We start from the raw sequence: 21,755 nt of genomic DNA, 5'->3' as shown, positions 1-21,755 counted from the left end.
CAATCACCTACCGGTCCACGCGGGGATCATGGGGGATGCATCGAGTGGCCGGCCCACACCGCCACCTTCTCCGTGCCGACCGCCGGAACAGCGAGCGGGCCCTGCTCACGCTGACCGCGGTTCTTGGCCTGCACTGCCGAATCTTGCACAACGACCAGACCCGCACGCCAGTCAACCGCTCACTGATCGCTTGCGACCAGGCCCTGGACACCTTCATCTAGCTTCGCGGGACGTCCTTGACGAACACGATCCCGTCGCTGTCCGCCAGGTGGGCCGGGTCGAGCGGGGCGTAGCCGAACCATGGGGATACCCGGAGCGCGGGCCCTGTGCCGACGAGGGCGGTGGCCAGTCGCGGGGCGTCGACGACGCAGCGGTCTTCCGGGAGCGCGTACAGGAGTCCTTCGACGGTGTCCGGTGACGGGGTGTCCACTCCCTGGTGCCGGATCGTGCCGAGGGCCGTGGCCACGAAGGCATACGCCTCGCCGAGTCGGGCGCTCACCAGCGCACCGGCGCTCCACCACTCCACCGGCCCCTCCCACATCTGCATCGTGCTCTTCCTCCGCTGGAGATGGGAGTTGTGGGCGTGGATGAATGCCGGTCCCCGTTCGGCGAGGGCGAGGAGGTTCTGGGCCATCATCAGATCCCGCAGCGCGCACAGCCGGGTCATGCGGGCCGGTGAGGTGTCGGCCATCCAGTGGTGGTAGCGCAGCAGGCCGGCCGCGGTGCGCCCGTGCAGGCGCGCCCGGTCCCAGTCGTCCCGCGAGGTCTCCTGGATCAGGTGTGGCGTCTGCGCGTCGAGCAGCGCTGTCAGATCGTCGGCGAGCAGCCGCAGTCGGCCGGCCTCGGCCGACTGCCCGGTGGACCGGGACGGGTCCATCATCGCGGCGGGATCGGTCCACCGGTCGTCGGGGCCGATCAGGCGGTCGAGTGCGTCCGCGGTACAGGGGAGCAGGTCCGCGTCCACCCGGGCCGCGAGGTAGCCGTGGAGTGCGGTGAGGGCCTGCCGGGGGCTCGCGGCGTGGGTGATCTCCAGCGGGCCGTCGAACCCGGCGAAGCGGAGCCGCTCGGACGCGGGGCGGCCGTCGTTGTCGACGCAGACGTTGTAGGCGCGCATCCAGCGCACGAGTTCGCGGTTGGCGGCGGAGGTGCCCCAGCCGTGGCTGATTCCCTGCTCCATGATCTCGTCGAGAGTGCCGGTGCCTGAGGTGACGTAGTCGTCCACGACCAGGCCCGTCATGCAATCGCTCTCGATCGCGATCGTCCGGTAACCCTCCTGCTCGACCAGCTGCCGGAAGAGTTCGTTGCGCAGGTCGAGCAGGGCGTCCTGGCCGTGGGTGGGCTCGCCCAGGGCGAGCAGCCGTGGCCGGGCCGGGAGCAGTCTCATGAGGGCGGCAGCCTCGACGGCATGGACGGTGTCCTTGATGTCAGTAGCCATGCCTTCAACGGTATCGTTGAACCTTCGGTTGAAACTTTTGAGCGATATCGTCTGCCTCATGGGGAGAAACCTTCAAAGCGCTGATCGGCTCAGGCCGGTCGATCTGGCCCGCGGGCACAGTCTGTCCACCCAGGCGATCAGGAATTACGAACAGGCCGGCATCCTTCCGGCCGCCGATCGCACACCCCACGGCTACCGCACCTACACCCCACTGCACGCCAGGGCTCTGAGCGCGTTCCTCGCCCTGGTGCCGGGCCATGGCCACCGGACGGCGACGTCGATCATGCGGGCCGTGAACCAGGGCGCGGTCGACGAGGCATTCCGTCTCATCGACGAGAGCCACGCCCAACTGCTCGACGACCGGAGGACCCTCCAGGCCGTCGACAGCGCCCTCCGCGACCTGGGGCCCACCACGGCGCCCGAGGCCGGCACGGGGTCTGAGCCCGGTGGCACGTTCATCGGGCCCCTGGCGGACAAGCTCGGAATCCGGCCCGCGACGCTGCGCAAATGGGAGCGCGCCGAGCTGGTGCGCCCGCGCCGCGACCCGCTGACCGGGTACCGCGTCTACGACGAGGCCGACGTACGGGACGCCCGGCTCGCCCACCAGCTCAGGCGGGGCGGTTACCTGCTGGAGCAGATCGCCCCACTGCTCGCCCAGGTGCGGGCGGCCGGCGGTCTGGAGCCGCTCGAGGCCGCACTCGCCGACTGGCATGCCCGGCTGTCCGCCCGCGGGCGGGCGATGCTGACCGGGGCCGCGGAGCTGGAGGCGTACCTCCGCGAGCGCGGATAGGGCGTCGGTCGCCGGACCGACGCCGGGACCCGTCCCGCAATGGCTGATTCCCGCTCAGCGACGGCTCCCTGACTCTTGGTTGTTTGGCGGATGCCTAGTCGAATGACCGCACAAATGTCCGCACGTCGCGTTCTGTCATGTTTTGGTTACTGACGGCCCGCTTCAAAGCGACGCCACGGACGCCACAGACGTCATCGCCGTCATGGACGCCGAACCGGACCGACGACCGGATGAATCCACAGCGGCGCGCCCAGCGCCCAACCCGACACCAGGAGTGCCGTGAGCCCGATCCTGTTCATCTACGCCAAGGGCGGCCCGCCTCTGGAATACGCGCTCCCGAAGATCGCCGCACACGGCGAGGTGCACGTACTGGCACTCGCACCGCTGCCGCGGTCCACCGAGGCGGCGTGGAAGCCGTGGTGCGCCTCGGTCACCCGCGTGCAGCCGCAGGAGGGCGAGGAGTTGGTGAGCCTGATCTGCGCCCACGCCGCTCGCGTCGAGGCCGCCGCCGTGCTGACACTGTCGGAATACGCGGTGGTGGCCGTCGCGCACGCCTGTCTGCGGCTCGGCCTGGCCGGTGCGGGTGAGCAGGTGCTGGCGGCCCGGGACAAGCGGCTGATGCGACAGATCTGGCATGACGCGGGGGTTCCCGTTCCGGGCTTCGCCGAGATCCACTCGCCCGACGACATCGCCCTCGCCTTCGAGTCGCTGAAGCCGCCGCTGCTCCTCAAGGCGGCGTGGAGCGCGGGCTCCACGGCTCACCTCACGGTGCGGAACGAGCAGGAGGCGGAGCGCGGCTGGAAGACCGGACGCTCCGTCATGGCGGCATCGTCCGAGGAGGGTTACGCGGAACTGCACCGCGCGGACGAGGGCGTGAGCGACTTCCTCCTCGAGGAGATCGTCATCGGAGACGCCACCGACTGGTTCGACGGACCCGGCTGGGGGGACTACGTCAGCGTGGAGGGAATCGTCGCCGACGGTGTCTACCACCCGTTGTGCATCACCGGCCGCATGCCGACCATCCCGCCCTTCACCGAACGCGCCAGCATCACCCCGGCCGCTCTGCCTGAGGTGCTGCAACGTCGCATCGAGGAGGTGTCCCGGGCCGCGGTCGACGCGCTGGGACTCGGCACCTGCGCCACCCACACCGAGGTCAAGCTCGGTGCGGACGGCGCGATGTGGCTGATCGAGACCGCGGCCCGGTTCGGCGGTGTGATGACCACGTGCCAGGTGGAGACCGTCTTCGGCCTCGACATGATCGGCATGCTGGTGCGCCAGCTGCTCGGTGAGACGGTCGAATACCCGTCCCGGATGCTGACCGAGGGATCAGGCGCCGCGGGCTCGCTGGTCATCCTCGCCGCCGACACCGCGGGCGAACCATGGAAGCACCTTCCGCGCTGGGACTTCACCGCGGTGGACTGGTCCTCCCTGCTCAGTGACGGGTCCCGCATCGAGCTCGTCCGCGAGCTCAGTCTCCCGCCCGGCACCGTCATGCCTGCCTATGAGGAGGCCGGCGGAGCCAACTCCATGGCGGCCTTGTGCTTCGTCGCCGCCGATTCCGGCCCCGCGCTGCTCGCCGACTGCGGACGCATCGTCGAGTCCCTTCCCCACGAGCTCACCGCCACCTGTCCGGCCTCGGGGAGCGCCTCATGACGAACTCCGGCACTCCCCTGACCCGGACCGGCGCTCCGACCGGCTCGCACCAGGGAGCAGTCGTGGGCAGTGTGCTCACGCTGCCCCTGTTCGAGCAGCTGTGCGGCGTTCTCGGCGGCCACCCCTACGTCAAGGTCGTCGTGGACCGGCAGCAGGGTGTCTGGCACATCCTGGACAGCGCCGTGCACTCCTTCCACGTCAACTACATCGCCACCGAGATCCAGGCACTGACCCTGGAGGAACTCGACGCCGAGCTCGACGGTTTCAACCACAGCGTCTACCAGGATCCGGAGCGCCGGTTCCTGCTCGGTGTCCTGTCCCTGCACTTCGGCGGGCCCGAGGACCAGTCACAGCCGTTCCTGGTGCTGGAGACGACCGAGGCCGACACCATGGGTGCGACGCTGCTGACCGAGTTCTACTCCTTCGTCCGCGAGCAGCTCGACAGCGCGCTGGCGCTGCTGGTCAAGCCGGCCAACCACGGCCAGGCGAACGCTCTCACCTCCGTGCCCGAGACCGTGCTGCCCCGCACCCAGGGCCACGAGCTCTTCGCGGCCGCCCCCTTCGTACCGCTCACCCTCGGCTCGGCCGTCGGCCGGCTGCGGGCCTTCGCCTCCACCGAGGAGTACCTCGCCGCCCGGCCGGGACTCACGTGGTACGACATCGTTGCCATGCCGGTGGTCCCGGACGACATCCCGCGGCTCGCCGGTCTGCTCAACGGCTCACCCACGACCCCTCTGTCGCACACCAACATGCTGGCGGCCGGCTGGGGCATCCCCAACGCCATCGTGCGCGGTGTCCTGGACCGGATCGCCGCCGACGACCTCGACGGTGCCTGGATCCGCTACGACGTGCTGGCCGACGGCGCCGTCGTCGAACGCGCCGAGCAGCCGTCCGACCTCACCGAGCCGACCTGGCACACCCAGCGCATCAGACTCGACGCCCCTCAGGTCGCCGACGTGCCCATCGTGCCGCTGAGCGAACTCCGTTCCCATGACCGGCGCAGCTATGGCACCAAGGCGGCCAACCTCGGCGAACTCCACCATGTGCTGCGCCACGGCTCCGCCCGGCTGACCGGCTACTACTCCGTCCCGCGCCCGCCCAGGCCCGACCTTCTCGGCCACCTGGCGGGTCGTCTGCGGACGTCCGAGCACGCCGATCTGGCCGAGGCAGCCGGCGCGTTCCTGGCCCGGCGGGTCAGCGCGCCGGAGGGGATAGCCGTCCCCTTCGCCGTCCAGCAGCGATTTCTGGACTCGTCGCCCGCGGTGCAGCAGAGCATCGGCAAGCTGAAAATGGCCCTGGAACTGGACGCCATGGACGCCGTGGACACCGCCTGCGTCCAGTTGCAGCATCTGGTGCGGACCCTGCCGGTGCCCGAGGACCTGGTCCGCGCGCTCGACACGCACCTGGTCAAGCACCTGGCCGGAACGAGCCGCTTCGCGGTGCGCTCGTCCTCCAACGCCGAAGACCTGCCGGGCTTCTCCGCCGCGGGCATCTACGAGTCGCACACCAAGGTCACCGATCTGCCCGGACTCCTGGACGCCATCCGCCACGTGTGGGCGTCCCTGCTGTCCCCCCGTAGCGTGCGGCTGCGCCACCAGGCAGGCATCTCCCTCGACGACACATATATGGGCGTGATCATCCAGCGGTACGAGGCATCCCCGCTCGGCGGCGTGATGGTCACCTGCAACCCGACCAACAGGGCCGACTTCCGCAACGTCTACCTGAACTGCGCGCACGGTTCCACCTCCGACGTCGTCGACGGCACGACGCTGCCCCTGCAGTACCTCTACAACACCGTGGAAGGCGGCGGGCGTACCATCTCGCTCGGTGCGGCATCCGAGGACCTGGACCCGCACACACAGGACCATCTCGGCGAGCTCGCGCTGGCCGGCCGTCTGCTCCAGTCCCACTTCGCCACCGACTACACGTTCGCGGTGCCGCTCGACATCGAATGGCTCCTCGCACCCGGTGGCCGGCTCCACATCCTCCAGCTGAGGCCCTACAGCGCCTGACGCCGCCCGGCGGGCCCCACCACCGCGGGACTTCCGGCGTGGTGCGGCCCGCCCCTCGTGGTCGCCCGCCCGCACTCGGGCGGAAGCCGGCCCCTCGCACCGTCCCCGCACACCGACGAAGGTCCCCCATGCCTGTTTCCCTGCTCGCGCGCGCGAAACGCCGTGCCCCCATGCCCAAGAACGTCCTGCGCGTGATCCGCCTGAACAACGGCTTCCAGCTGCTGTTCAACCTGCTGTGGTGGATGCCGGTCTTCTACGAGTACCAGAAGCAGGCAGGGCTGTCGGACAGTCAGATCTTCGGCATCCAGAGCATCTACTACGTGGCGTTCTGCCTGCTGGAGATACCCACCGGTCTCCTCGCCGACCGCATCGGCCAGCGACGCTGTCTGCAACTGGGGGCGGCGGTGATGACCGCCGCCAACCTGGTCCCGGTGGCCTGGCCCTCCTTCTCGGGCTTCCTGCTGCACTTCCTGGCCATCGCCGCCGCCCGGTCCCTGGTGTCCGGAGCCTCCAGCGCCTATCTGTACGAGTACTTGCACGCCAATGGTGCCGGCGAGCACTACGTCCAGGCGGAGGGCACCGCGAGATCCCTCGGGCTCTGGGCCAAAATCGCCTGCTGGCCGCTGGTCGGCGTCCTGATGCACCTCCAGCACCAGGCCCCCTACCTGCTGACAGCCGCCTGCACGCTCGGCTCGCTGGCCTGTGCCGGCGCACTTCCCGCCCTCGCCGCGGACCACGACGCACAGCGACCTCACACGGAACGCGCCGGTCTTCTCAGCTCCGCGCGCCAGGCGCTGGCCCTGCTCAAGAGCTCGAGGTCTCTGGGGCCCTTGATGGTGCAGGGCGTGGCCATCTTCACGCTGGCGCGCATCTGCCAGGTCAACCTCTTCCAGCCGCTGCTCCTCGACAAGGCCATTCCGGTCGCCGACCACGGAGCGGTGCTGTCCGCCATGACCGTGGCCGAGGCCGTTGGCTCCGCACGGCCGGGCTGGGTCCGCGGAAAGCTGTCGGACACGGCCGCCGTCACCGTGCTGAGCCTCGTGATGGCCCTGTCCCTGGCCGCCACCACGATGGCCGGGGCCATGGCCACCATCGGATGGCTGTGTGTCTTCGCGGCGGCGACCGGTCTCGCCTACCCGGTCCAGCGGAACCTGATCAACGCGGCGATCCCGAAAACCCCATACCGCGCAACGCTCCTGTCGTTGGAGTCGATCATCGACCGCGGGGTGTGCGCCCTGGTGGCTCTGGCCGTCGGCGCCTACCTCGCGGCCGACCGCCTCGACGCCCTCCTGGTGCACGCGGCCGTGGGAACGTGCCTGCTGCTGCTCGTCGTCAGCGTCGTCCTGTGGTTCGTCCGTCGCGACCGGGTCCGTCCAGCTCCCGGGGAAGCGTGATACCTGGTCAATGCTGAGAGAGAGTGTCGACGGCCCGCGGCGGCCAGGTGGTGGCGTCGAGAATGCCCAGGGCGTAGGCGCGGGCCACCATCGCCGGACGGGAGGCGGCGTCCAGCACACCGCGCAGCCGCCGCAGGTGATAGTCCAGCGCCTGCCGGGACAATCCCAGGTGGGAGGCTATGACCGTGTTCGGGCTGCCTCCGGCCATCAACGTGAGCACGCGCAGTTGCACCGGACTCAGGCCCGGCCTTCCGTGGAACTCGGCGCTCAGCGCGGTCAGTACGGCTGCGATGTGGTCGGGCGCCCCTTGGCGCCTGACCACCGCCAGGTCGGTACGCAGCACCCGGTTCCCGCCGGAGGCCGTACGGCAGACCACCGAGCCGCTGTACCGGGAGGTCCGTCCCGCAACGAGGTCCGCCCAGACGCCCCGCACCGAGCCGACGTCGAGACCGCCGTCCAGATGCTCGGCGGCCCAGCTTCCCTCCAGCGCGCTGCGGCCGCTCCCCAGCAACTGGGCCGCGCCACCGCTGACCCGCTGCACCCGGCCGCTCAGGTCCAGTGCCACGACGGCGAGACCCGAGCGCTCCCGCAACGCGTGCAGTTCCTCGTCGGCGACGGTCTTGTCCTCCAGGACCCGGGTGTGGTCGGTGACGTCCAGGTAGATCCCGCCCACGCGCGGTCCGCAGCCGACGTCGAGCACGAAGCGGTGCCCGGTCACCTGGCGGGGCAGGCCGTCGGGATGCCGGAAGGAGAGGGTGTGACGGACCGGACGGCCGGACAGGAGCACCTCGCGGTCGAGCGCGCGGAACATCGCCGCGTCGGCGGGTGTGTCGATCTCCTCGACGGTCCTGCCGACGACAGCGTCGGGCTCCATGCAGTACAGGTGGGCGTAGGCGGCGTTGGCCCACAGGTACCGGCCCTGTCCGTCCCGGATGAACGCCGGTGCCGGCGCGAACACGGCAATCGCCTCGAACCAGCGCGCGAATTCCGAACGGTCCTGATGCACCGGCGGTTTCCGGCTCGGCTCCTCCCAACTGCCCTGCTGCCATAGGCCCCGCCCGTCATCCGCTTCTACGTACATGCCCAACTCCCCCATATGTCATCGGTACCTCGTGTTCGCTGCCGGCCACCCGCCACTCAACGCCCTCGTGCAGGCCCGGCGCCGGCACGCGTCGGGTGCTGCGGGCTCATCGCCGGCGTTCCCACGCGCGGGCTACGGGACAGGGCCGCTGCCCGCCGACAGGAGAGCACTTTTCTGGACGGTACCGGTGGTGTGCGTGCGACGGCCGCGGCGACGGGCGAGAACCCGCCAGTTCCACCGGCCGATGACTTCACCGCGAGTAACGCGCCGTTCCGGGCACGTTGGCCCCCTACGCCGAGGGGCGTAGGCGCGAAGCCGCCCGCGGTACGACGACGCCGGCCGTGACCGCGCCGAGGATGGTGCGCACGCCACCAGCGAAGGAGCCTGTCTCGTGACAGCGCAGACACCGCCCACCGATCACCGGTTGCCGGATTCCGTGGGACCACCGCGACGCGGTGGTGCGGCCTGGACCGCGATCGGCCGGGCTCACGGCCACCACCGGATGTTCCTGATCGCCACCTGCATGGCTCTGGTCCTGGCCGCCATCGGCGACGAAGCTCCCGGCTATGACGGGCCCGGCCCGTTCATCGACCTCGCGTTCGCCGTGATGGTGGCGCTGGTCCGGTGGCGGTTCACCCCGCTGTTGATCCTCGCCATGAGCGCCTTCTTCGTCTTCGGCGGACTCGCCACGCCCGAGTTCGCATCCCGGCTGATCGAACCGGACCGCGCACTGGACTTCACCGCCGGCTGGCTACAGATGCTCGGCTTCGTGGCCGCAGCCGTCTTCGCGGTGGCCTCGGCCGTCCACGCCCGCCGCACATCCCGTTGACCCGACCGTGCAGCTACCCGGAGGGACCAGGGGCAGAGGTACGGAACCTGACTCAGCTCTTCCAGCTGATCGCACTCGGCCGCACCACCGTGATCGTGCCCGAGTCGGCCGGCGCCGACCTGCGCAGGGATCTGGCCGCCGTGCCGGTTCTGGATGCTCCACCCGTGACAACGGTGATCGCCTGGCCGCCACAGAGCCGACTGCGCACAGTCGCCGACCTGATCCGTGTGGCGACACGCCTCCGACCGGGGCGGCCCCGGACAGGGCGTGCCCGACACCGTGCAGGAACGAGGCAGCACGGTGACACGCAGGCCGCCACCGGTCAGGGCGCAGGCGCAGGCGCAGGCGGGGCCGGAGAACTCGGCGCCGACCACGATCACATGGTCGCCGGGGAGTGCCGCCCTGATGATTTCGGCGGCCGCTCCCGTGTTGCCCGGCGCTCCGGCTCGCGCTGTCGTAGCGTCGCAACCATGACGACCTGGAAAGAGTTCACCGAGGGCGCGCCGCGGATCGCCGGCATCTTCACGCGCCGCCATGCCGCCACCGGCAACCTGTGCCTGCTTGCCACCCTCCGCTCGGACGGATTCCCGCGGATCAGCCCCATCGAGCCGAGGGTGTTCGAAGACCAGTTGTGGATCGTCGGCATGCCGGACACCACCAAGTTCCGGGACCTGGGTCGCGACCCGCGCTTCTGCCTGCATACGGCGACGGTCGACGCCGAGGTCAAGGACGGTGACGCGAAGCTGTGGGGTGTGGTCGAGGACGTCCAGGACAAAGCGCTGCATCAGCGGTTCGCCGATGACCTGTTCGAAAACATCGGGCTCGACCTCCGGGGACGCGACTTCGACCGCTTCTACGCGGCCGATGTGACCGGAGCGTCAGCGGTGGAGGTCGGCGGCGGCCACATGGACGTCACGATCTGGAAGCCGGGTACGCCGGAGCGCGTCGTACGGAAGCACTGATTCCACCAGGCACGACCTACAAGCAAGCACCTCGGCACGGTGACTGAGAGCGGGCACGCCCAGGCGTCCGGGGCGCAGCTCTGTCCGCCTGTCCGTAGGCGACGCGAGGCGCGCCGTCCAGCCGGAGCGCGACCCGGCCGCCGCGGGTGGTGCGCACCGGTTCTCGAATGGGTTGCCAATTCAAACTCACGAGCGCTAGCTTGTCGCCGTGATAGTTGGAAAATCAAACCCTCCCCTGTCCGTGGCCTCCCGGACCTCCCCCCGCGCCTCATCGCGCGCCTCTGTGTGGATCGTCTCGGCCGGTGTCTTCGTCGCGAACCTCGATCTGTTCATCGTGAACGTCGCGGTCCCCGCGATGGGGGCCTCCTTCGACGGCAGCTCGCTCGCTTCGCTGTCCTGGGTGCTCAACGCGTACGCGATCGTCTTCGCCGCCCTGCTCGTCGTCGCCGGCCGGCTCGCCGACCGGTACGGGCACCGCCGGGGCTTCCTGCTGGGCCTCTTCGTCTTCACCCTCGCCTCCGCGCTGTGCGCAGTCGCTCCCGACCTCGGTTGGCTGGTCGCGGCCCGCGTCCTGCAGGCCGCCGGAGCCGCCGCCCTGATGCCGACATCGCTCGCACTGCTGCTGGCCAACACCGCGCCGGAGCAGCGCCCGCGGGCCATCCGCAGCTGGGCCGCGATCGGCGGGATAGCCGCCGGCCTCGGGCCGGTCGTCGGAGGTCTCCTCGTCGAGGCCGACTGGCGCTGGGTGTTCCTCGTCAACGTCCCGGTCGGAGTGGTCGGCCTGGTGGCCGGCGCCCGGCTGCTGCCCGACTCCCGCCCGGACCGCGCGGGCCGCATCCCCGACCTGCTGGGTACCGCCTTGCTCACCCTCGCGATAGGAGCCCTGGCGCTCGGACTGGTCAAGTCGAACGCCTGGGGCTGGAGTTCCCCCGGGGTCCTCGGCTCCCTGCTCGCCACGGTCGTCCTCACCGGCGCCTTCGTGCTGCGGTCGGCCCGGCACCCCGCTCCGATCGTCGAGTTGCCGATGCTGCGCACCCCTGCCTTCGCCGCCGCGACCGTCGCGGCCCTTTTCTTCACGGCCGCGTTCGCGGCCATGCTGCTCACTTCGGTGCTCTGGTGCCAGCAGGTGTGGGGGTACTCGCCGATCCGCACGGGGCTGGCGATCGCACCGGGCCCGCTGGTCGTCCCGCTCCTCGCCATCAGCTCCGGTCCTGTCGTCCGCCGCCTCGGTGCCGGCCGTACCGCCGCGCTCGGCTGCCTGCTGTTCGGCGCCGGACTCGCCTGGTGGGCCACCGTGCTCAGCACGGACCCGCATTACGCCACCGGGCTCCTCCCCGGCATGCTGCTCACCGGCATCGGCGTCGGCTTCGCCCTCCCCACCCTCGTCGGCGCGGCCGCCACGGCGCTGCCGCCCACTCGCTTCGCGACCGGCTCGGCCGTCACCACGATGGCCCGCCAGACCGGTTCCGTCCTGGGCGTCGCGCTGACGGTCACCCTCCTCGGAACCCCCGCCACAGCGGACGCGACGCTCGACGCGTTCCGCCAGGGCTGGTGGGCTGCGGTCGCCACGGCCCTGCTGGCCGCCGCCGCGGCCCTCACCCTCCCCCGGCCCGGCGGAGCAACACACCGTCCCTGAAGGCACGGTTGGTGCCCCCGCCTTCGACTCGACCCGCTCCACCATCCGGTTACGGGTTGTTGAAGACGACCTCCGGTTCTGTCGGCGTCGGACCGTCCAGCAGCGGCTGCGGAGTGTGCTTCAGCTGCAGGTCGAAGAAGGCTCCGACGTACGCGCGCGTGATGTCCAGCGATCGGCCGCCGGGAAGGGTCTGCTGCGACTGCGCTCCAGGCAGGCCTAGTTCGTCCAGGAAGAGCGGGATGTCGGAGAAGCTGTAGTGCGTCGCGCCGGCCACGGGCAGCCAGCGTTTCCATCCGTCCAGCCGGTGCCACGCCTGGTCCCAGCTGGCGTCCGTGCCAGAGCGAGCGTGAGCAGCGCAAGGGTCCCGCAAGTCCTCGCTGACGATTCCCTGACCTCCGGTTCACAGGAAACTGACAAGTATTGGCGATCTTGATGTCTTCAGACGGTCCCTGAAGCTGCAGCGGGCACTGCCCGGCAGCGGGACCTCGCACCGGATCCGAGGGACACCCAGCGATGAGATTCCGAACGCGCGAACTGTTTCTGGCGGGGGCACTGACCGTCAGCACGGTGGGCCTCGCCATGCCCGCCTCCGCCGCCACACCTGTGGCGGATCTCCGGACCGACACCGCCACGGCTCCCGGGCAGCCTGCGCTCTTCCTGGCCAACGTCGACGATGACGCCGGCGTCTGCAAGGCCCGCTCCAAGGAGCTCCTGGTCAGTGCCGCCGGTCGGGAGCAGGCCGACAACGAGAGTTTCCGGGTACAGGAGGCGGCGCTGCGTGAGGAGGCCAAGGACCCCGCCAAGAAGGATGAGGCGGAGCGGAAGTACGCCGCGTTGAAGCGGACCCATCGGCTGGCGCAGTATCAGGCCGACCGTGACATGGCCGGGTGCAACGACGCCGCCGACACGGTGGTCAACGGCGCCCAGGACGAGGCCGATCTGGCCCGTCTCCATACGGCACCCTGGGCCGCGGCCCCCGCTTCCGCGACCGGGCGCGTCACCGTGCCGGGCGCCGGGGCCGACCACGTGCGCCTGTTCATCAAGCGCCCCAGGAGTGCCGCGCCCAGGGGCTGGGAGGTCGTCGGCCCCGACACGAAGCTGACCGCCGCCGAGCTGCGCGCAGGAGTCGAACTGGGCATCGAGGGGCGCGACATCGTCCGTGACTCCGCCGTATGGGCCGGCCGCGTCACCGTACGACTGGACGTCACTGCGAACGGCGTGACCTCCTCGCGCACCGTCGCCCTCCAGCAGGCCCCGGTACTCACTCAGCTCAACACCCAGCGTCTGCAGGAGGCGCTCGCCTCCGACGACCAGGATCCGGAGACCGGCAAGCCCTTCACCGACGCCCTCGCCGCCGCCGTGAAGGCGAACGGACTCGACACGCCGCTGCGCCGGGTGGACACCGGCGGCGACCAGTGGATGCAGGACCTCTTCGAGCCGGCCTACGCCTCCATCCCCGGCTCCGGCGGCAAGCCGCACGGGATGCGCGTGCTGATCCCCTCCGTCAACGAGAACCGGCACGCCGCCTCCCGTGTCGTGTTCACCGACTTCGCCGGGCCCGACGTGGCCGCCGTGCACATCGCGCACGTGCCGACCCCGGACGAGGACTCGACGTACGACTCGATGGGCAACCTGGAGACGGTCCCCGCGTACCGGGGCTACCCGGCGGGCCGCATCGTCATCGGCGGTGACCCCTCCGACGGCAAGAAGGGCCCCGCCACGGAGATGCTCACCTTCCTGCGTTCGCAGAGCATGCAGAAGCCCCTGTCGCTCGACACGTCGTGGCTGTCGGTCGGCCACATCGACGAGTTCATCCAGTTCCTGCCCGCCCCGGGCAGCCGCCTCGGCTGGCGCGCGATCGTCGCCGACCCGCGAAGCGGCATGAAGGTTCTCCAGGACGCGAAGAAGGCCGGGCACGGGGGCCAGATCATGCACGGTGGGCTGCCCGCACTGGACTGGCGGTACACCGACCACGTCGACCAGCGCAGCATCGACCAGTTCCTCGCCGACCCGCAGTTCCTGCACGTCAACGACCGCAGCGCGCAGAGGATCGACGCCAACGTCGCCGTACTGAAGCGCGAGGTGGGTCTGACCGACGCCGACATCGTGCGGGTCCCCGCCTTGTTCACTGCCCGCACGATGGACTACCTGATGCTCCAGAGCGAAATCAGGGGCATGAAGCCGGGTCCCGACCGGGACGCGGCCGAAGCCCGGCTCGGCGCCATGGACCAGGCGGTGGCGTTGATCCCCGGCACGGTCAACGGTCTGGTGCTGAACAACGGGGAATACGTCGCGCCGAAGCCCTTCGGTCCGCTGATCGGCGGGAAGGACGTCTTCACCGAGGCCATCGACAAGGCCTTCGCCACCACCGGCTACACGGTCCGCTACGTCGACGACCTGCTCTCCACCCATGTGTCAGAAGGAGAGATCCACTGCGCGACCAACACCCTGCGCGCGGTCTTCGCCACCGACCAGCGGTGGTGGCGGCACTCCGCATAGCCGACCGCGGGTAGATCCCACCCAGCAAGCAGCGCCCTCCGGTGCGGCGGCGGCAGTCCGGCCCGAGGTCGGGAACGGCGTCGTCGCACCGGCTCCCGAACCTCCCGAAGCCGTGAAGCACCCGGCCCGGCAGCATCCGGTCCGAGGCCGGAGGGGGCCGATCGGCCGGTCCCGTCGTCGTGTTGTGCTTTCATGCTTCGGTGAATCGACAGGGTGTACCTACGGCCGACGAACCTCCGACCTGCCGCATCCGGCGGCGCGAGGCATCCGATGTCGATGACTGCGTCGGCGTGCTCGCCGAGGTCCATGCCAGTGACGGCTATCCGGCGAACTGGCCTGACCGTCCCAGTGAGTGGCTGATGCAGCCTTCCCTGCTCGCGGCATGGGTGGCGGAACTGGACGGACACGTCGTCGGTCATATCGGCCTGTCGCGCAGCGGGGCGGGAGATGCGGCACCTGCCCTGTGGAGCGGCCGCGAGGGCGTGTCCGTCGAGGACACCGCTGTGATCAGCCGGTTGTTCGTCTCACCTGCCGCTCGTGGCCACGGAATCGGCGCTCTGCTGATGGAGCGGGCGGTGCAGGACGCTCACCAGCGTGCGCTGCACCCGGTCCTCGACGTCCTGGCCTCCGACACGTCGGCCGCGGCCTTGTACGAACGCCTGGGCTGGAGCTTGCTGGCCACCGTCGATCAGCGGTGGAGTCCGACGCAGACGGTGACCGTGCATTGCTATGCCGCGCCTGCGTGACCATTCGATCTGCGGCAGTGCAGGGGGTCCCCTCTTACCGCGCCTGGGCGGGCAGGGTGACCTTCTCGGGGAGCCCGAATCGGGGCAGCAGCTCGTTGTCGAGGAACCTGGTGACGGCGAGGATGCGGTCATGTCCCATGGTGAGCACGATCAGCCCGGCCGGGTACGCGATCGGCTCGGAAGTGTCGGGGAGGTAGCAGCCGAACGCGGGCTGGGTGTTGGCCCGGGTGGGTACGAGCAGGAACCGGCGACCGTCACGCCAGGCCGCACCGGTCCGGAGGAACGCGGCGATCGCCGCCGCACCTCGGTACTCATGCGGTGCCGGCGGCATCGTCAGCCACGCGTCGTCGGTGAGCAGAGCGACGACCCCGTCGATGTCGTCGGCGGTGAATGCCTCGGCGAAGCGCCGGGTGAGCTCGCGTTCCTGGGCGGAGCCGGGCCGAACGGTGGTCACGGAGCGGCGGTGTTCGTCGAGGCGGGCGCGGGCGCGTTGCAGGACGCCTTTGACGGCGGTCCCGGTCGTGTCCAGCATGTCGGCGACCTCTGCCGTGGAGTAGCCGAGCACGTCGCGCAGCACCAGCGTGGCCGTCTGGCGGGGCGGCAGCTGTTGGAGCGCGGCGACGAACGCGAGTTCCACCGCCTCCTTGCTCTGGTAGCGCGCCTCCGGCCGGGAGCCGGCGTCGGGAATCCGTTCGAGCAACGTGTCCGGGTACGGCTGGAGCCAGGTGGTTTCGCCGCGGCGGGTGGGTTCGGTCGGCTCGAACGGTGGGACCGGCGTGGGTGGGGTGCGTCGCCCCGCGTCGCGGAGCGCGTTGAGGCATCGGTTGGTGGCGATGCGATACAGCCAGGCCCGTAGCGACGCCCGGCCCTCGAAGCCTTCGAGGCCGCGCCAGGCCGCCAGCAGCGTCTCCTGCAGCATGTCTTCGGCGTCGGTGAGCGAGCCGAGCATCCGGTAGCAGTGCAGTTGCAGCTCGCCGCGGTACGGGTCGGTGAGCGTTCCGAACGCCTCCGGATCGCCGGCCTGGGCGCTGGCCAGGGTGTCCTCGGTCATGATCGCATCCTTGCACCGTTCCGTTGGAGGTGGCAGCGGTGTCTCAACACATATGGGTACTTTGGAACAGGCACTCGAACGGTTGCTCGAACTGCACCCGGGCGACGAGCTGGGCCGCATGCTGCAGAGCCCGGGCCTCAAGGCGGCCGGACGGTTCTATGCGTTCACCACCCGGCATGACCTCGTCGTCAAACTTCCCGCCGTGCGGGTCACCGAGCTCATCGCCGCCGGCGCGGGGCATGCCTGCGATCCGCGCGGTGGACACCCCATGCGGCAATGGGTCCGCCTCACCCCAGCCGACGAACAGGCCGGCGTCGCGTATCTCCAGGAGGCGCGCGACTTCGTGACCGGAGAGGAACGACGATGACCGACCACCCCAGCCCAGCACTCAAGACCGCGCTGGCGTACCACGACGCCTGGACCGGCAAGGACTTCGAACGCGCCATGACGTACATCGCCGACGACATCATTTGCGACGCGCCGGCCGGGCGCATCGAGGGCGCCGCGGCGTACCGCGCCTTCATGGGCCCGTTCGTGCAGATGCTCATCAGCGCGGAAATGATTGCGGCCTTCGGCGACGGCGAGACCGCGCTGATCATGTATGACACCGAGACGGTCCCGGTGAAGCACGCTCCGGGCGCCGAATGCGTCACCGTGCAGGACGGCAAGATCACCTACAGTCGGTTCCTCTTCGACCGGACACCGTTCGAGGCGGCACGTCAGGCGGCACACCCGGCGCCACGTCAGGCGCCACGTCAGGCGGCGACCTGAGTCTCAAGTACGGGATCCTGTCCCTGGCCAGGGCGTCTGTGGCCTGACCTATTCTGGTCCGGTGAACAGCGAACCGCTTTCGTCCGAGGACACCGCCGTCGAGCTGATGCGGGCGATGACGCGGCTACGGGCGCGGCTGCGCACCGAGGCCCCGATCGACGACCTGCCGTGGAACTGGTCGCATCTGACCACGCTGCACCGGATGGTGAAGCACGGTCCGGTGACCACGAGCGCGCTCGCCCAGGCCGAGCACGTGCGGCGGCAGTCGATGGCGGAGATCGTGGCCGTACTGCGCGCGGGTGGGCTGGTCACCAGAGCGAAGGATCCGAACGACGGGCGCAAGTCGCTGCTCAGCGCGACCCCGGCCGGGCGGGCGCTGACCGAGCGGATTCCGGCGGCACGTGAGGCGTGGCTGGCCGGCGTAATCGGGTCCACGCTCAAGGCCACCGAGCGCCGCACGCTCGAGAAGGCCGCCGAGATCATGAACCGCATGGCGGACTCCGAGCTCTAGGGAGTGTTCTGGGTTCGGATCGCGTGGTGGGCTGGAGGCTGCGGAGCACAGTGTGGTGCCGCGTAGGTGGAGCCGGGTGAGGTGGGCCGGTGGTGTCTTGTTCAGCTCACCGTGCGGCATCCGAAGGCTCGTACCAGAGGCTCGTCATCGGGGAGCGCATGGTCCAGCCCAGCGAGGAGTAGAGCGCCCGACCCTCGGGCGTGCCGACCAGGAGGCCGGTCCTTGCACCGGCTTCGTACGCGGTGCTCTGCAGCGTGCGCATCACCAGGCCGCCGAGGCCCTTGCGCTGGTGCTCGGCGGCGGTCTCGACCTGGTCGACCACGACATGGGCGCCCACATGAGCGATCTGTCCACGGGCGGCGAAGTGCCCGGCGCGCGTGCGGACCAGCACTCGGCTGATGCCGCCCCTGGTCCACCTGGTGAGCGTGTAACCGGCCGGCACCTCAGGGCGCTCCGGTGCCAGGTGACAGGTCATCAGAAAACCGGCAATGCCACACCGCCAGCCCGGCCCGACCCAGGGCAGGACCGCCTGCTCCTCGGCGAACAGCTTCAGCCACGTCCCGGGCGCGCTCGTCGCGGCGACGATCTTGCGCACATCGCCCTCGGAGGGCTCCGGCAGCACGTGCCGGGCGACGTGCTTCGGCTGACCGACGTCGATCGTCCACCCCCACGGCTCGTCGATCGGATCCGAGCTGCCACGGGAGACGACCCAGCCGTCGATCCACATCCGCACGAGTTCACTGATCCTGATGTCCGGCATCGCCGCCCGCCCCCTGAATTGTAATGGTTCATAGTACACACTGAACCTTACGCAACGAGGGTGGGATTTGACCAGAGGAGCGGGCTGACCGGGCAAGGAGCACGAGCGCTTCCCGCCGGTCGCCACTGGGACCTTTCCGACTTCAGATCACGGTTTGTGGTTCATCGACGCCGGGCGATCACGGCCCGGCAGAACGCTGAACTCAGAGCAGTCCGCCTAGTGACCTGAGTCAGAGATTCGGTGGCAGTAGGCGGCGACCTTGTCGAGGATCTCGTCAGCGGTCTTCGTCCAAATGAAGGGCCGGGGTTGGTCGTTCCAGTCGGCCAGCCAGGTTCGGACGTCGCGTTCGAGGGCTTGGACGGAGCGGTGGACTCCGCGCTTGAGTTTCTTCTGTGTGAGCTCGGCGAACCACCGCTCGACCAGGTTCAGCCACGACGCACTTGTGGGTGTGAAGTGCAGGTGGAAGCGCGGGTGGGCCAGCAGCCACTTCTTGATCTCGGGTGTTTTGTGGGTCGCGTAGTTGTCGAGGATCAGATGCACCTGGAGCCCGGCCGGGACTTCCTTGTCGAGCTTGGCCAGGAACTTCTTGAACTCGATGGCCCGGTGGCGGCGGTGCAGTGATCCGATCACCTTGCCGGTCGCGACCTCGAGTGCCGCGAAGAGCGTCGTGGTGCCGGCGCGAATGTAGTCGTGGCTGCGGCGTTCTGGAACGCCGGGCATCATCGGCAGCACCGGTTGTGACCGGTCCAGGGCCTGGATCTGCGACTTCTCGTCCACGCAGAGGACCAGGGCCTTCTCCGGCGGATCGAGATAGAGGCCGACGACATCGCGGACCTTGTCGATGAAGAACGGGTCCGTCGAAAGCTTGAAGGTCTGCGAGCGGTGCGGGGCCAGGGCGAACGCCCGCCAGATCCTTGAGACCGTCGACTGCGACATGCCCGTGGCTGCGGCCATGGAACGGGTCGACCAGTGCGTTGCGTTCTTCGGCGTCTCCTCGAGCGTCCTGACGATCACTCGTTCCACATCCGCGTCGGTAATCTTCCGCGGGACACCCGGCCTGGGCTCGTCACACAGGCCGTCCAAGCCGTTCTCCAGGAAGCGCCGCCGCCAGGTGCGGACCGTGTCCGGAGCGATCCGCAGACGACGGGACACCTCCATGATCGAGTGACCGTCCGCGCACTCCAGCACGATCCGCGACCGTTGAGCCAACGCTTGCGCGGTTGTGCGCCGACGCACCCAGCCCTCCAGCACGGCCCGCTGGGGCTCAGTCAGTAACAACGGCGGAATCTTCGGACCCGGACGGCTCATACCGAACTAACGCCAAACCTCCGACTCAGGTCACTAGGGCCGTGCCGTCGGTTCTTCGGCCCGGCTCAGCGCGGCGAGGTCAGCGGTGGTGACGACCTCGGCCTGGCGCGGGAAGACCTTCTCCATGAGCACTTGGTGCACTTCCGGGTCGGGGTCAGCGGTGGCGTCGGCCAGGACGAACAGACGGTAGTCCTCGTCAGCCGCCTGCCGGAGTGTCGTCAGCACCACGCCGCTGGTGGAGATCCCGGCGAGGACCAAGGTGTCGACCTTGCGGGCGCGCAGCTCGGCGCGGAGATCGGTGTCGCTGGCGAAGGCGCCGACCCGTATCTTGCGCACCGTCAAGTCGTGGTCCTGGACCGCGAGGGATTCGTGCACCGCCGTCGCGGGGGTGCCGTCCGCCAGGTACCCGGCTGCGGCGACCTGGGAGAACGTCGTGTTGTGCGCGGGTACGGCGGCGGCGTCCGCCGCGGTCAGCGCGACACGCACGAACACGACCTGCGTGCCATGGGCGCGGGCCCAGGCCAGTGCTTCTCGGGCGCGAGCCAGCACGCCCTCCGAGTCGGGCACGGCGCCCAGAGTGACGGGCTGAAAGTCCATCAGCAGCAGCGCGGTGCGGGCCGGGTCGATGGTGGCGGTGATGTGCGTACCGGTGGTCATGTCGGTGGATCGCCTCTCAGTGGATTCGGTGGTTGCTGTGGCGGTGCACCGGGCCGGGTCGCCAGCCCCGCCGGCGCGGTGTGAGTTCGCGTGCCGCCGGTCGGCCTTGGCCAACCGGCGGTCGAGGACGGTCAGGATCAGAACGAGTGCGGAGATCACGACCAGGACCCACGCGATGAGGTGCAGGCCGCTGTCGTTCACGCTGCTGTGGAAGGCGGCGCCGGTGATCGCCGCGGAGGCGATGGCTCCGAGGTAGCCGAAGGTGCGCAGCAGTCCGGAGGCGGTGCCGAGCGTGGCGGCGGGGGCTTCCTGATACAGCACGGTCTGGTTGGCGACCGTCCCGGCACCGGACGTCAGGCCGAACACCGCGCTGACACAGATGACCGCCACCATCGGTGTACCGCTGCCGATGAACAGCACGGCCACCGCGCCGACGAGCAGCAGTACCGCACAGAGGATCAGCGGCAGCCGCACCCCCGTCCGCCGTGACACCACCCGGGCGGTCACTGCGGTCAGGACGCCCATCGGCATCAGCGCAAGACCGGCCTGGTACGCGGACAGCCCGCGGGCCACCTGTAGCCACTGGGTGAGCCCGTACAGGATCACGTACGTGCCCATCAGCGTCAGGCCGTTGCGCAGGTAGGTGCGGGTCAGAGCTCCGTTCGAGACCAGCAGGCGAACGTCGAGGAAGGGGTGGGCGGCCCGCAGCTCCCAGGCGACCAGTGCCGCGGCGAGGACGAGGGCGGCGGCGAGCGCGGGCCGGTCCAGGCGCGGCAGCGCGGAGAGAAAGATCATCAAGGCGGCGAGCGAGCCGCCGAACCCCAGCATGCCGAGCAGGTCGATGCGGGAGGCGAGAGCGCGCGGCGAGCCGGGGCGCACGGGGTCGGGGTCCCGGGCGATCCCGGTCAGCACCAGGATCAGGGTGATGGCCGCGACCGGAATGTTGATCCAGAAGGCACTCCGCCAGCCCGCCCAGGCGACCAGCAGCCCGCCGAGGGCGGGACCGACCGCGACGGTGGCGGCGCCGGTGATCGACAGTCCGCCGAGCACCCCGCGCGGCGGGGCCTCGTGTCCGGCCTGTTCGGCGCGGCGGCGGATCAGCAGCATCGCCGCCGGATATCCCGCCGAGGTGCCCGCGCCGATCAGCACTCGGGCCACGATCAGCGCGGCCAGCGAGTGGGCCAGCGAGCCGACGATCCCGGCCGTGAACACCAGCACGATGCCGGCGACGAAGACCCGCCGGGGCCCGAACTCCTCGGCGAGGCGTCCGGCGGCGGGCTGGGCCAGCGCACTGGTGAGGTAGAGACAGGAGATCAGGATCGCGGTGTCCCCGACGGCAAGGTGCAGGGCCGCGGCGATGGCGACCAGCGCCGTCGCGATGATCGAGCTGTTGACCGGGTTGAGCGACGCCCCCACGTACAGCGGCGCCACAAAGCGGGGTCCGAAGGGATTGTCGCGGGGCGGGCCGACCTGGGTCGTCCGCCCTGGAACGTGGGTGTCACCGGCTCGGGACACGCGCGGCTCCTTCCTCCAGGACCTCTGCGACGGGGTGGCCCGCTGAGCGGAACCTCAGCGTGAATGAGCAGGCTACCTGACAAATATTAACAGGCAGCCTGCCCATTGAAGCCGTCTTGCCTTCACCCGCCGCCGCCTCGACTTC

19 protein-coding genes are annotated in these 21,755 nt (G+C 69.9%); 12 read left to right on the top strand and 7 right to left on the bottom strand.

The features are described 5' to 3' along the window. Window positions 1-217: 217 nt before the first annotated feature. Window positions 218-1,435 (bottom strand): erythromycin esterase family protein, encoded by a 1,218-nt coding sequence (locus LNW72_RS38960; RefSeq protein ID WP_250979748.1) that lies wholly within the window; start codon window positions 1,433-1,435, stop codon window positions 218-220. Between the two features lie 58 nt (window positions 1,436-1,493). On the opposite strand from LNW72_RS38960, the gene LNW72_RS38955 reads away from it, so the two are divergent. The 4 genes from LNW72_RS38955 (at window position 1,494) to LNW72_RS38940 (ending at window position 7,284) form a co-directional block, all read left to right on the top strand. Continuing rightward, entirely contained in the window at window positions 1,494-2,225 is a 732-nt protein-coding gene (locus tag LNW72_RS38955; protein ID WP_250979747.1) for a TioE family transcriptional regulator, read from the top strand. A 279-nt stretch (window positions 2,226-2,504) separates the two neighbouring features. Then, a complete protein-coding gene (locus LNW72_RS38950; protein WP_250979746.1) occupies window positions 2,505-3,878 on the top strand; it encodes an ATP-grasp domain-containing protein in 1,374 nt (457 codons plus the stop codon). Beyond that, on the top strand, window positions 3,875-5,890 hold the full coding sequence (locus tag LNW72_RS38945; RefSeq protein WP_250979745.1) for a PEP/pyruvate-binding domain-containing protein: 2,016 nt from the start codon (window positions 3,875-3,877) through the stop codon (window positions 5,888-5,890). Before LNW72_RS38950 ends, LNW72_RS38945 begins: the two co-directional genes overlap by 4 nt. 170 nt (window positions 5,891-6,060) lie before the next feature. Then, a complete protein-coding gene (locus LNW72_RS38940; protein WP_250979744.1) occupies window positions 6,061-7,284 on the top strand; it encodes an MFS transporter in 1,224 nt (407 codons plus the stop codon). Between the two features lie 7 nt (window positions 7,285-7,291). On the opposite strand, the gene LNW72_RS38935 is transcribed toward LNW72_RS38940, so the two are convergent. Then, window positions 7,292-8,365, bottom strand: coding sequence for a PAS domain-containing protein (locus tag LNW72_RS38935; protein ID WP_250979743.1), 1,074 nt, complete (start codon window positions 8,363-8,365; stop codon window positions 7,292-7,294). A 391-nt stretch (window positions 8,366-8,756) separates the two neighbouring features. Between LNW72_RS38935 and LNW72_RS38930 the strand changes: the two genes are divergently transcribed. The 3 genes from LNW72_RS38930 to LNW72_RS38915 all read left to right on the top strand — a co-directional run bounded on the left by LNW72_RS38930 (window position 8,757) and on the right by LNW72_RS38915 (window position 11,792). Further along, complete coding sequence (locus LNW72_RS38930) at window positions 8,757-9,194, top strand: hypothetical protein (RefSeq protein ID WP_250979742.1); 438 nt, start codon at window positions 8,757-8,759, stop codon at window positions 9,192-9,194. An 89-nt stretch (window positions 9,195-9,283) separates the two neighbouring features. Further along, on the top strand, window positions 9,284-10,156 hold the full coding sequence (locus tag LNW72_RS38920) for a pyridoxamine 5'-phosphate oxidase family protein (protein WP_374117383.1): 873 nt from the start codon (window positions 9,284-9,286) through the stop codon (window positions 10,154-10,156). A 283-nt stretch (window positions 10,157-10,439) separates the two neighbouring features. Continuing rightward, window positions 10,440-11,792 carry an MFS transporter gene (locus tag LNW72_RS38915; protein ID WP_250979741.1) on the top strand — a complete coding sequence of 451 codons (1,353 nt, stop codon included), beginning with the start codon at window positions 10,440-10,442 and terminating at the stop codon, window positions 11,790-11,792. Window positions 11,793-11,841: 49 nt separating this feature from the next. On the opposite strand, the gene LNW72_RS38910 is transcribed toward LNW72_RS38915, so the two are convergent. Next, a complete protein-coding gene (locus tag LNW72_RS38910) occupies window positions 11,842-12,066 on the bottom strand; it encodes a hypothetical protein (protein WP_250979740.1) in 225 nt (74 codons plus the stop codon). Window positions 12,067-12,305: 239 nt separating this feature from the next. Here LNW72_RS38910 and LNW72_RS38905 point away from each other — a divergent pair, with 239 nt between their 5' ends. After that, the gene (locus LNW72_RS38905; protein ID WP_250979739.1) at window positions 12,306-14,291 is read left to right on the top strand and encodes a protein-arginine deiminase domain-containing protein; all 1,986 of its coding nucleotides are present in this window, start codon (window positions 12,306-12,308) and stop codon (window positions 14,289-14,291) included. A gap of 200 nt (window positions 14,292-14,491) precedes the next feature. Continuing rightward, on the top strand, window positions 14,492-15,037 hold the full coding sequence (locus tag LNW72_RS38900) for a GNAT family N-acetyltransferase (protein WP_250979738.1): 546 nt from the start codon (window positions 14,492-14,494) through the stop codon (window positions 15,035-15,037). Window positions 15,038-15,071: 34 nt separating this feature from the next. On the opposite strand, the gene LNW72_RS38895 is transcribed toward LNW72_RS38900, so the two are convergent. Further along, window positions 15,072-16,088 carry a sigma-70 family RNA polymerase sigma factor gene (locus LNW72_RS38895; RefSeq protein ID WP_250979737.1) on the bottom strand — a complete coding sequence of 339 codons (1,017 nt, stop codon included), beginning with the start codon at window positions 16,086-16,088 and terminating at the stop codon, window positions 15,072-15,074. Window positions 16,089-16,140: 52 nt separating this feature from the next. Here LNW72_RS38895 and LNW72_RS38890 point away from each other — a divergent pair, with 52 nt between their 5' ends. The 3 genes from LNW72_RS38890 to LNW72_RS38880 all read left to right on the top strand — a co-directional run bounded on the left by LNW72_RS38890 (window position 16,141) and on the right by LNW72_RS38880 (window position 17,370). Next, window positions 16,141-16,455: a hypothetical protein gene (locus LNW72_RS38890; RefSeq protein ID WP_250979736.1), complete on the top strand. Its 315-nt coding sequence runs from the start codon at window positions 16,141-16,143 to the stop codon at window positions 16,453-16,455. After that, window positions 16,452-16,859, top strand: coding sequence for a nuclear transport factor 2 family protein (locus tag LNW72_RS38885; RefSeq protein ID WP_250979735.1), 408 nt, complete (start codon window positions 16,452-16,454; stop codon window positions 16,857-16,859). Before LNW72_RS38890 ends, LNW72_RS38885 begins: the two co-directional genes overlap by 4 nt. Before the next feature lie 61 nt (window positions 16,860-16,920). After that, a complete protein-coding gene (locus LNW72_RS38880) occupies window positions 16,921-17,370 on the top strand; it encodes a MarR family transcriptional regulator (RefSeq protein ID WP_250979734.1) in 450 nt (149 codons plus the stop codon). Window positions 17,371-17,476: 106 nt separating this feature from the next. Here LNW72_RS38880 and LNW72_RS38875 read toward each other — a convergent pair whose 3' ends face one another. The 3 genes from LNW72_RS38875 to LNW72_RS41890 all read right to left on the bottom strand — a co-directional run bounded on the left by LNW72_RS38875 (window position 17,477) and on the right by LNW72_RS41890 (window position 21,610). Continuing rightward, window positions 17,477-18,130 (bottom strand): GNAT family N-acetyltransferase, encoded by a 654-nt coding sequence (locus LNW72_RS38875; RefSeq protein ID WP_250979733.1) that lies wholly within the window; start codon window positions 18,128-18,130, stop codon window positions 17,477-17,479. Between the two features lie 216 nt (window positions 18,131-18,346). Continuing rightward, a complete protein-coding gene (locus LNW72_RS38870; protein ID WP_250973875.1) occupies window positions 18,347-19,438 on the bottom strand; it encodes an IS630 family transposase in 1,092 nt (363 codons plus the stop codon). Window positions 19,439-19,471: 33 nt separating this feature from the next. Then, window positions 19,472-21,610 (bottom strand): MFS transporter, encoded by a 2,139-nt coding sequence (locus LNW72_RS41890; protein WP_250979732.1) that lies wholly within the window; start codon window positions 21,608-21,610, stop codon window positions 19,472-19,474. Window positions 21,611-21,755 lie beyond the last annotated feature (145 nt).

Source organism: Streptomyces sp. RKAG293 (assembly GCF_023701745.1).
GTDB lineage: Bacteria > Actinomycetota > Actinomycetes > Streptomycetales > Streptomycetaceae > Actinacidiphila.
The sequence above is the reverse complement of the archived record's forward strand: the minus strand, read 5'-3'. Positions and strand labels throughout refer to the sequence as shown.

What these genes read in the sequence shown, in the direction of transcription:
- LNW72_RS38960 (WP_250979748.1), bottom strand. Translation starts at nt 1,435, where the DNA reads ATGGCTACTGACATCAAGGACACCGTCCATGCCGTCGAGGCTGCCGCC.
- LNW72_RS38955 (WP_250979747.1), top strand. Translation starts at nt 1,494, where the DNA reads ATGGGGAGAAACCTTCAAAGCGCTGATCGGCTCAGGCCGGTCGATCTG.
- LNW72_RS38945 (WP_250979745.1), top strand. Translation starts at nt 3,875, where the DNA reads ATGACGAACTCCGGCACTCCCCTGACCCGGACCGGCGCTCCGACCGGC.
- LNW72_RS38940 (WP_250979744.1), top strand. Translation starts at nt 6,061, where the DNA reads ATGCCCAAGAACGTCCTGCGCGTGATCCGCCTGAACAACGGCTTCCAG.
- LNW72_RS38935 (WP_250979743.1), bottom strand. Translation starts at nt 8,365, where the DNA reads ATGTACGTAGAAGCGGATGACGGGCGGGGCCTATGGCAGCAGGGCAGT.
- LNW72_RS38905 (WP_250979739.1), top strand. Translation starts at nt 12,306, where the DNA reads ATGAGATTCCGAACGCGCGAACTGTTTCTGGCGGGGGCACTGACCGTC.
- LNW72_RS38895 (WP_250979737.1), bottom strand. Translation starts at nt 16,088, where the DNA reads ATGACCGAGGACACCCTGGCCAGCGCCCAGGCCGGCGATCCGGAGGCG.
- LNW72_RS38890 (WP_250979736.1), top strand. Translation starts at nt 16,141, where the DNA reads ATGGGTACTTTGGAACAGGCACTCGAACGGTTGCTCGAACTGCACCCG.
- LNW72_RS38885 (WP_250979735.1), top strand. Translation starts at nt 16,452, where the DNA reads ATGACCGACCACCCCAGCCCAGCACTCAAGACCGCGCTGGCGTACCAC.
- LNW72_RS38875 (WP_250979733.1), bottom strand. Translation starts at nt 18,130, where the DNA reads ATGCCGGACATCAGGATCAGTGAACTCGTGCGGATGTGGATCGACGGC.
- LNW72_RS38870 (WP_250973875.1), bottom strand. Translation starts at nt 19,438, where the DNA reads ATGAGCCGTCCGGGTCCGAAGATTCCGCCGTTGTTACTGACTGAGCCC.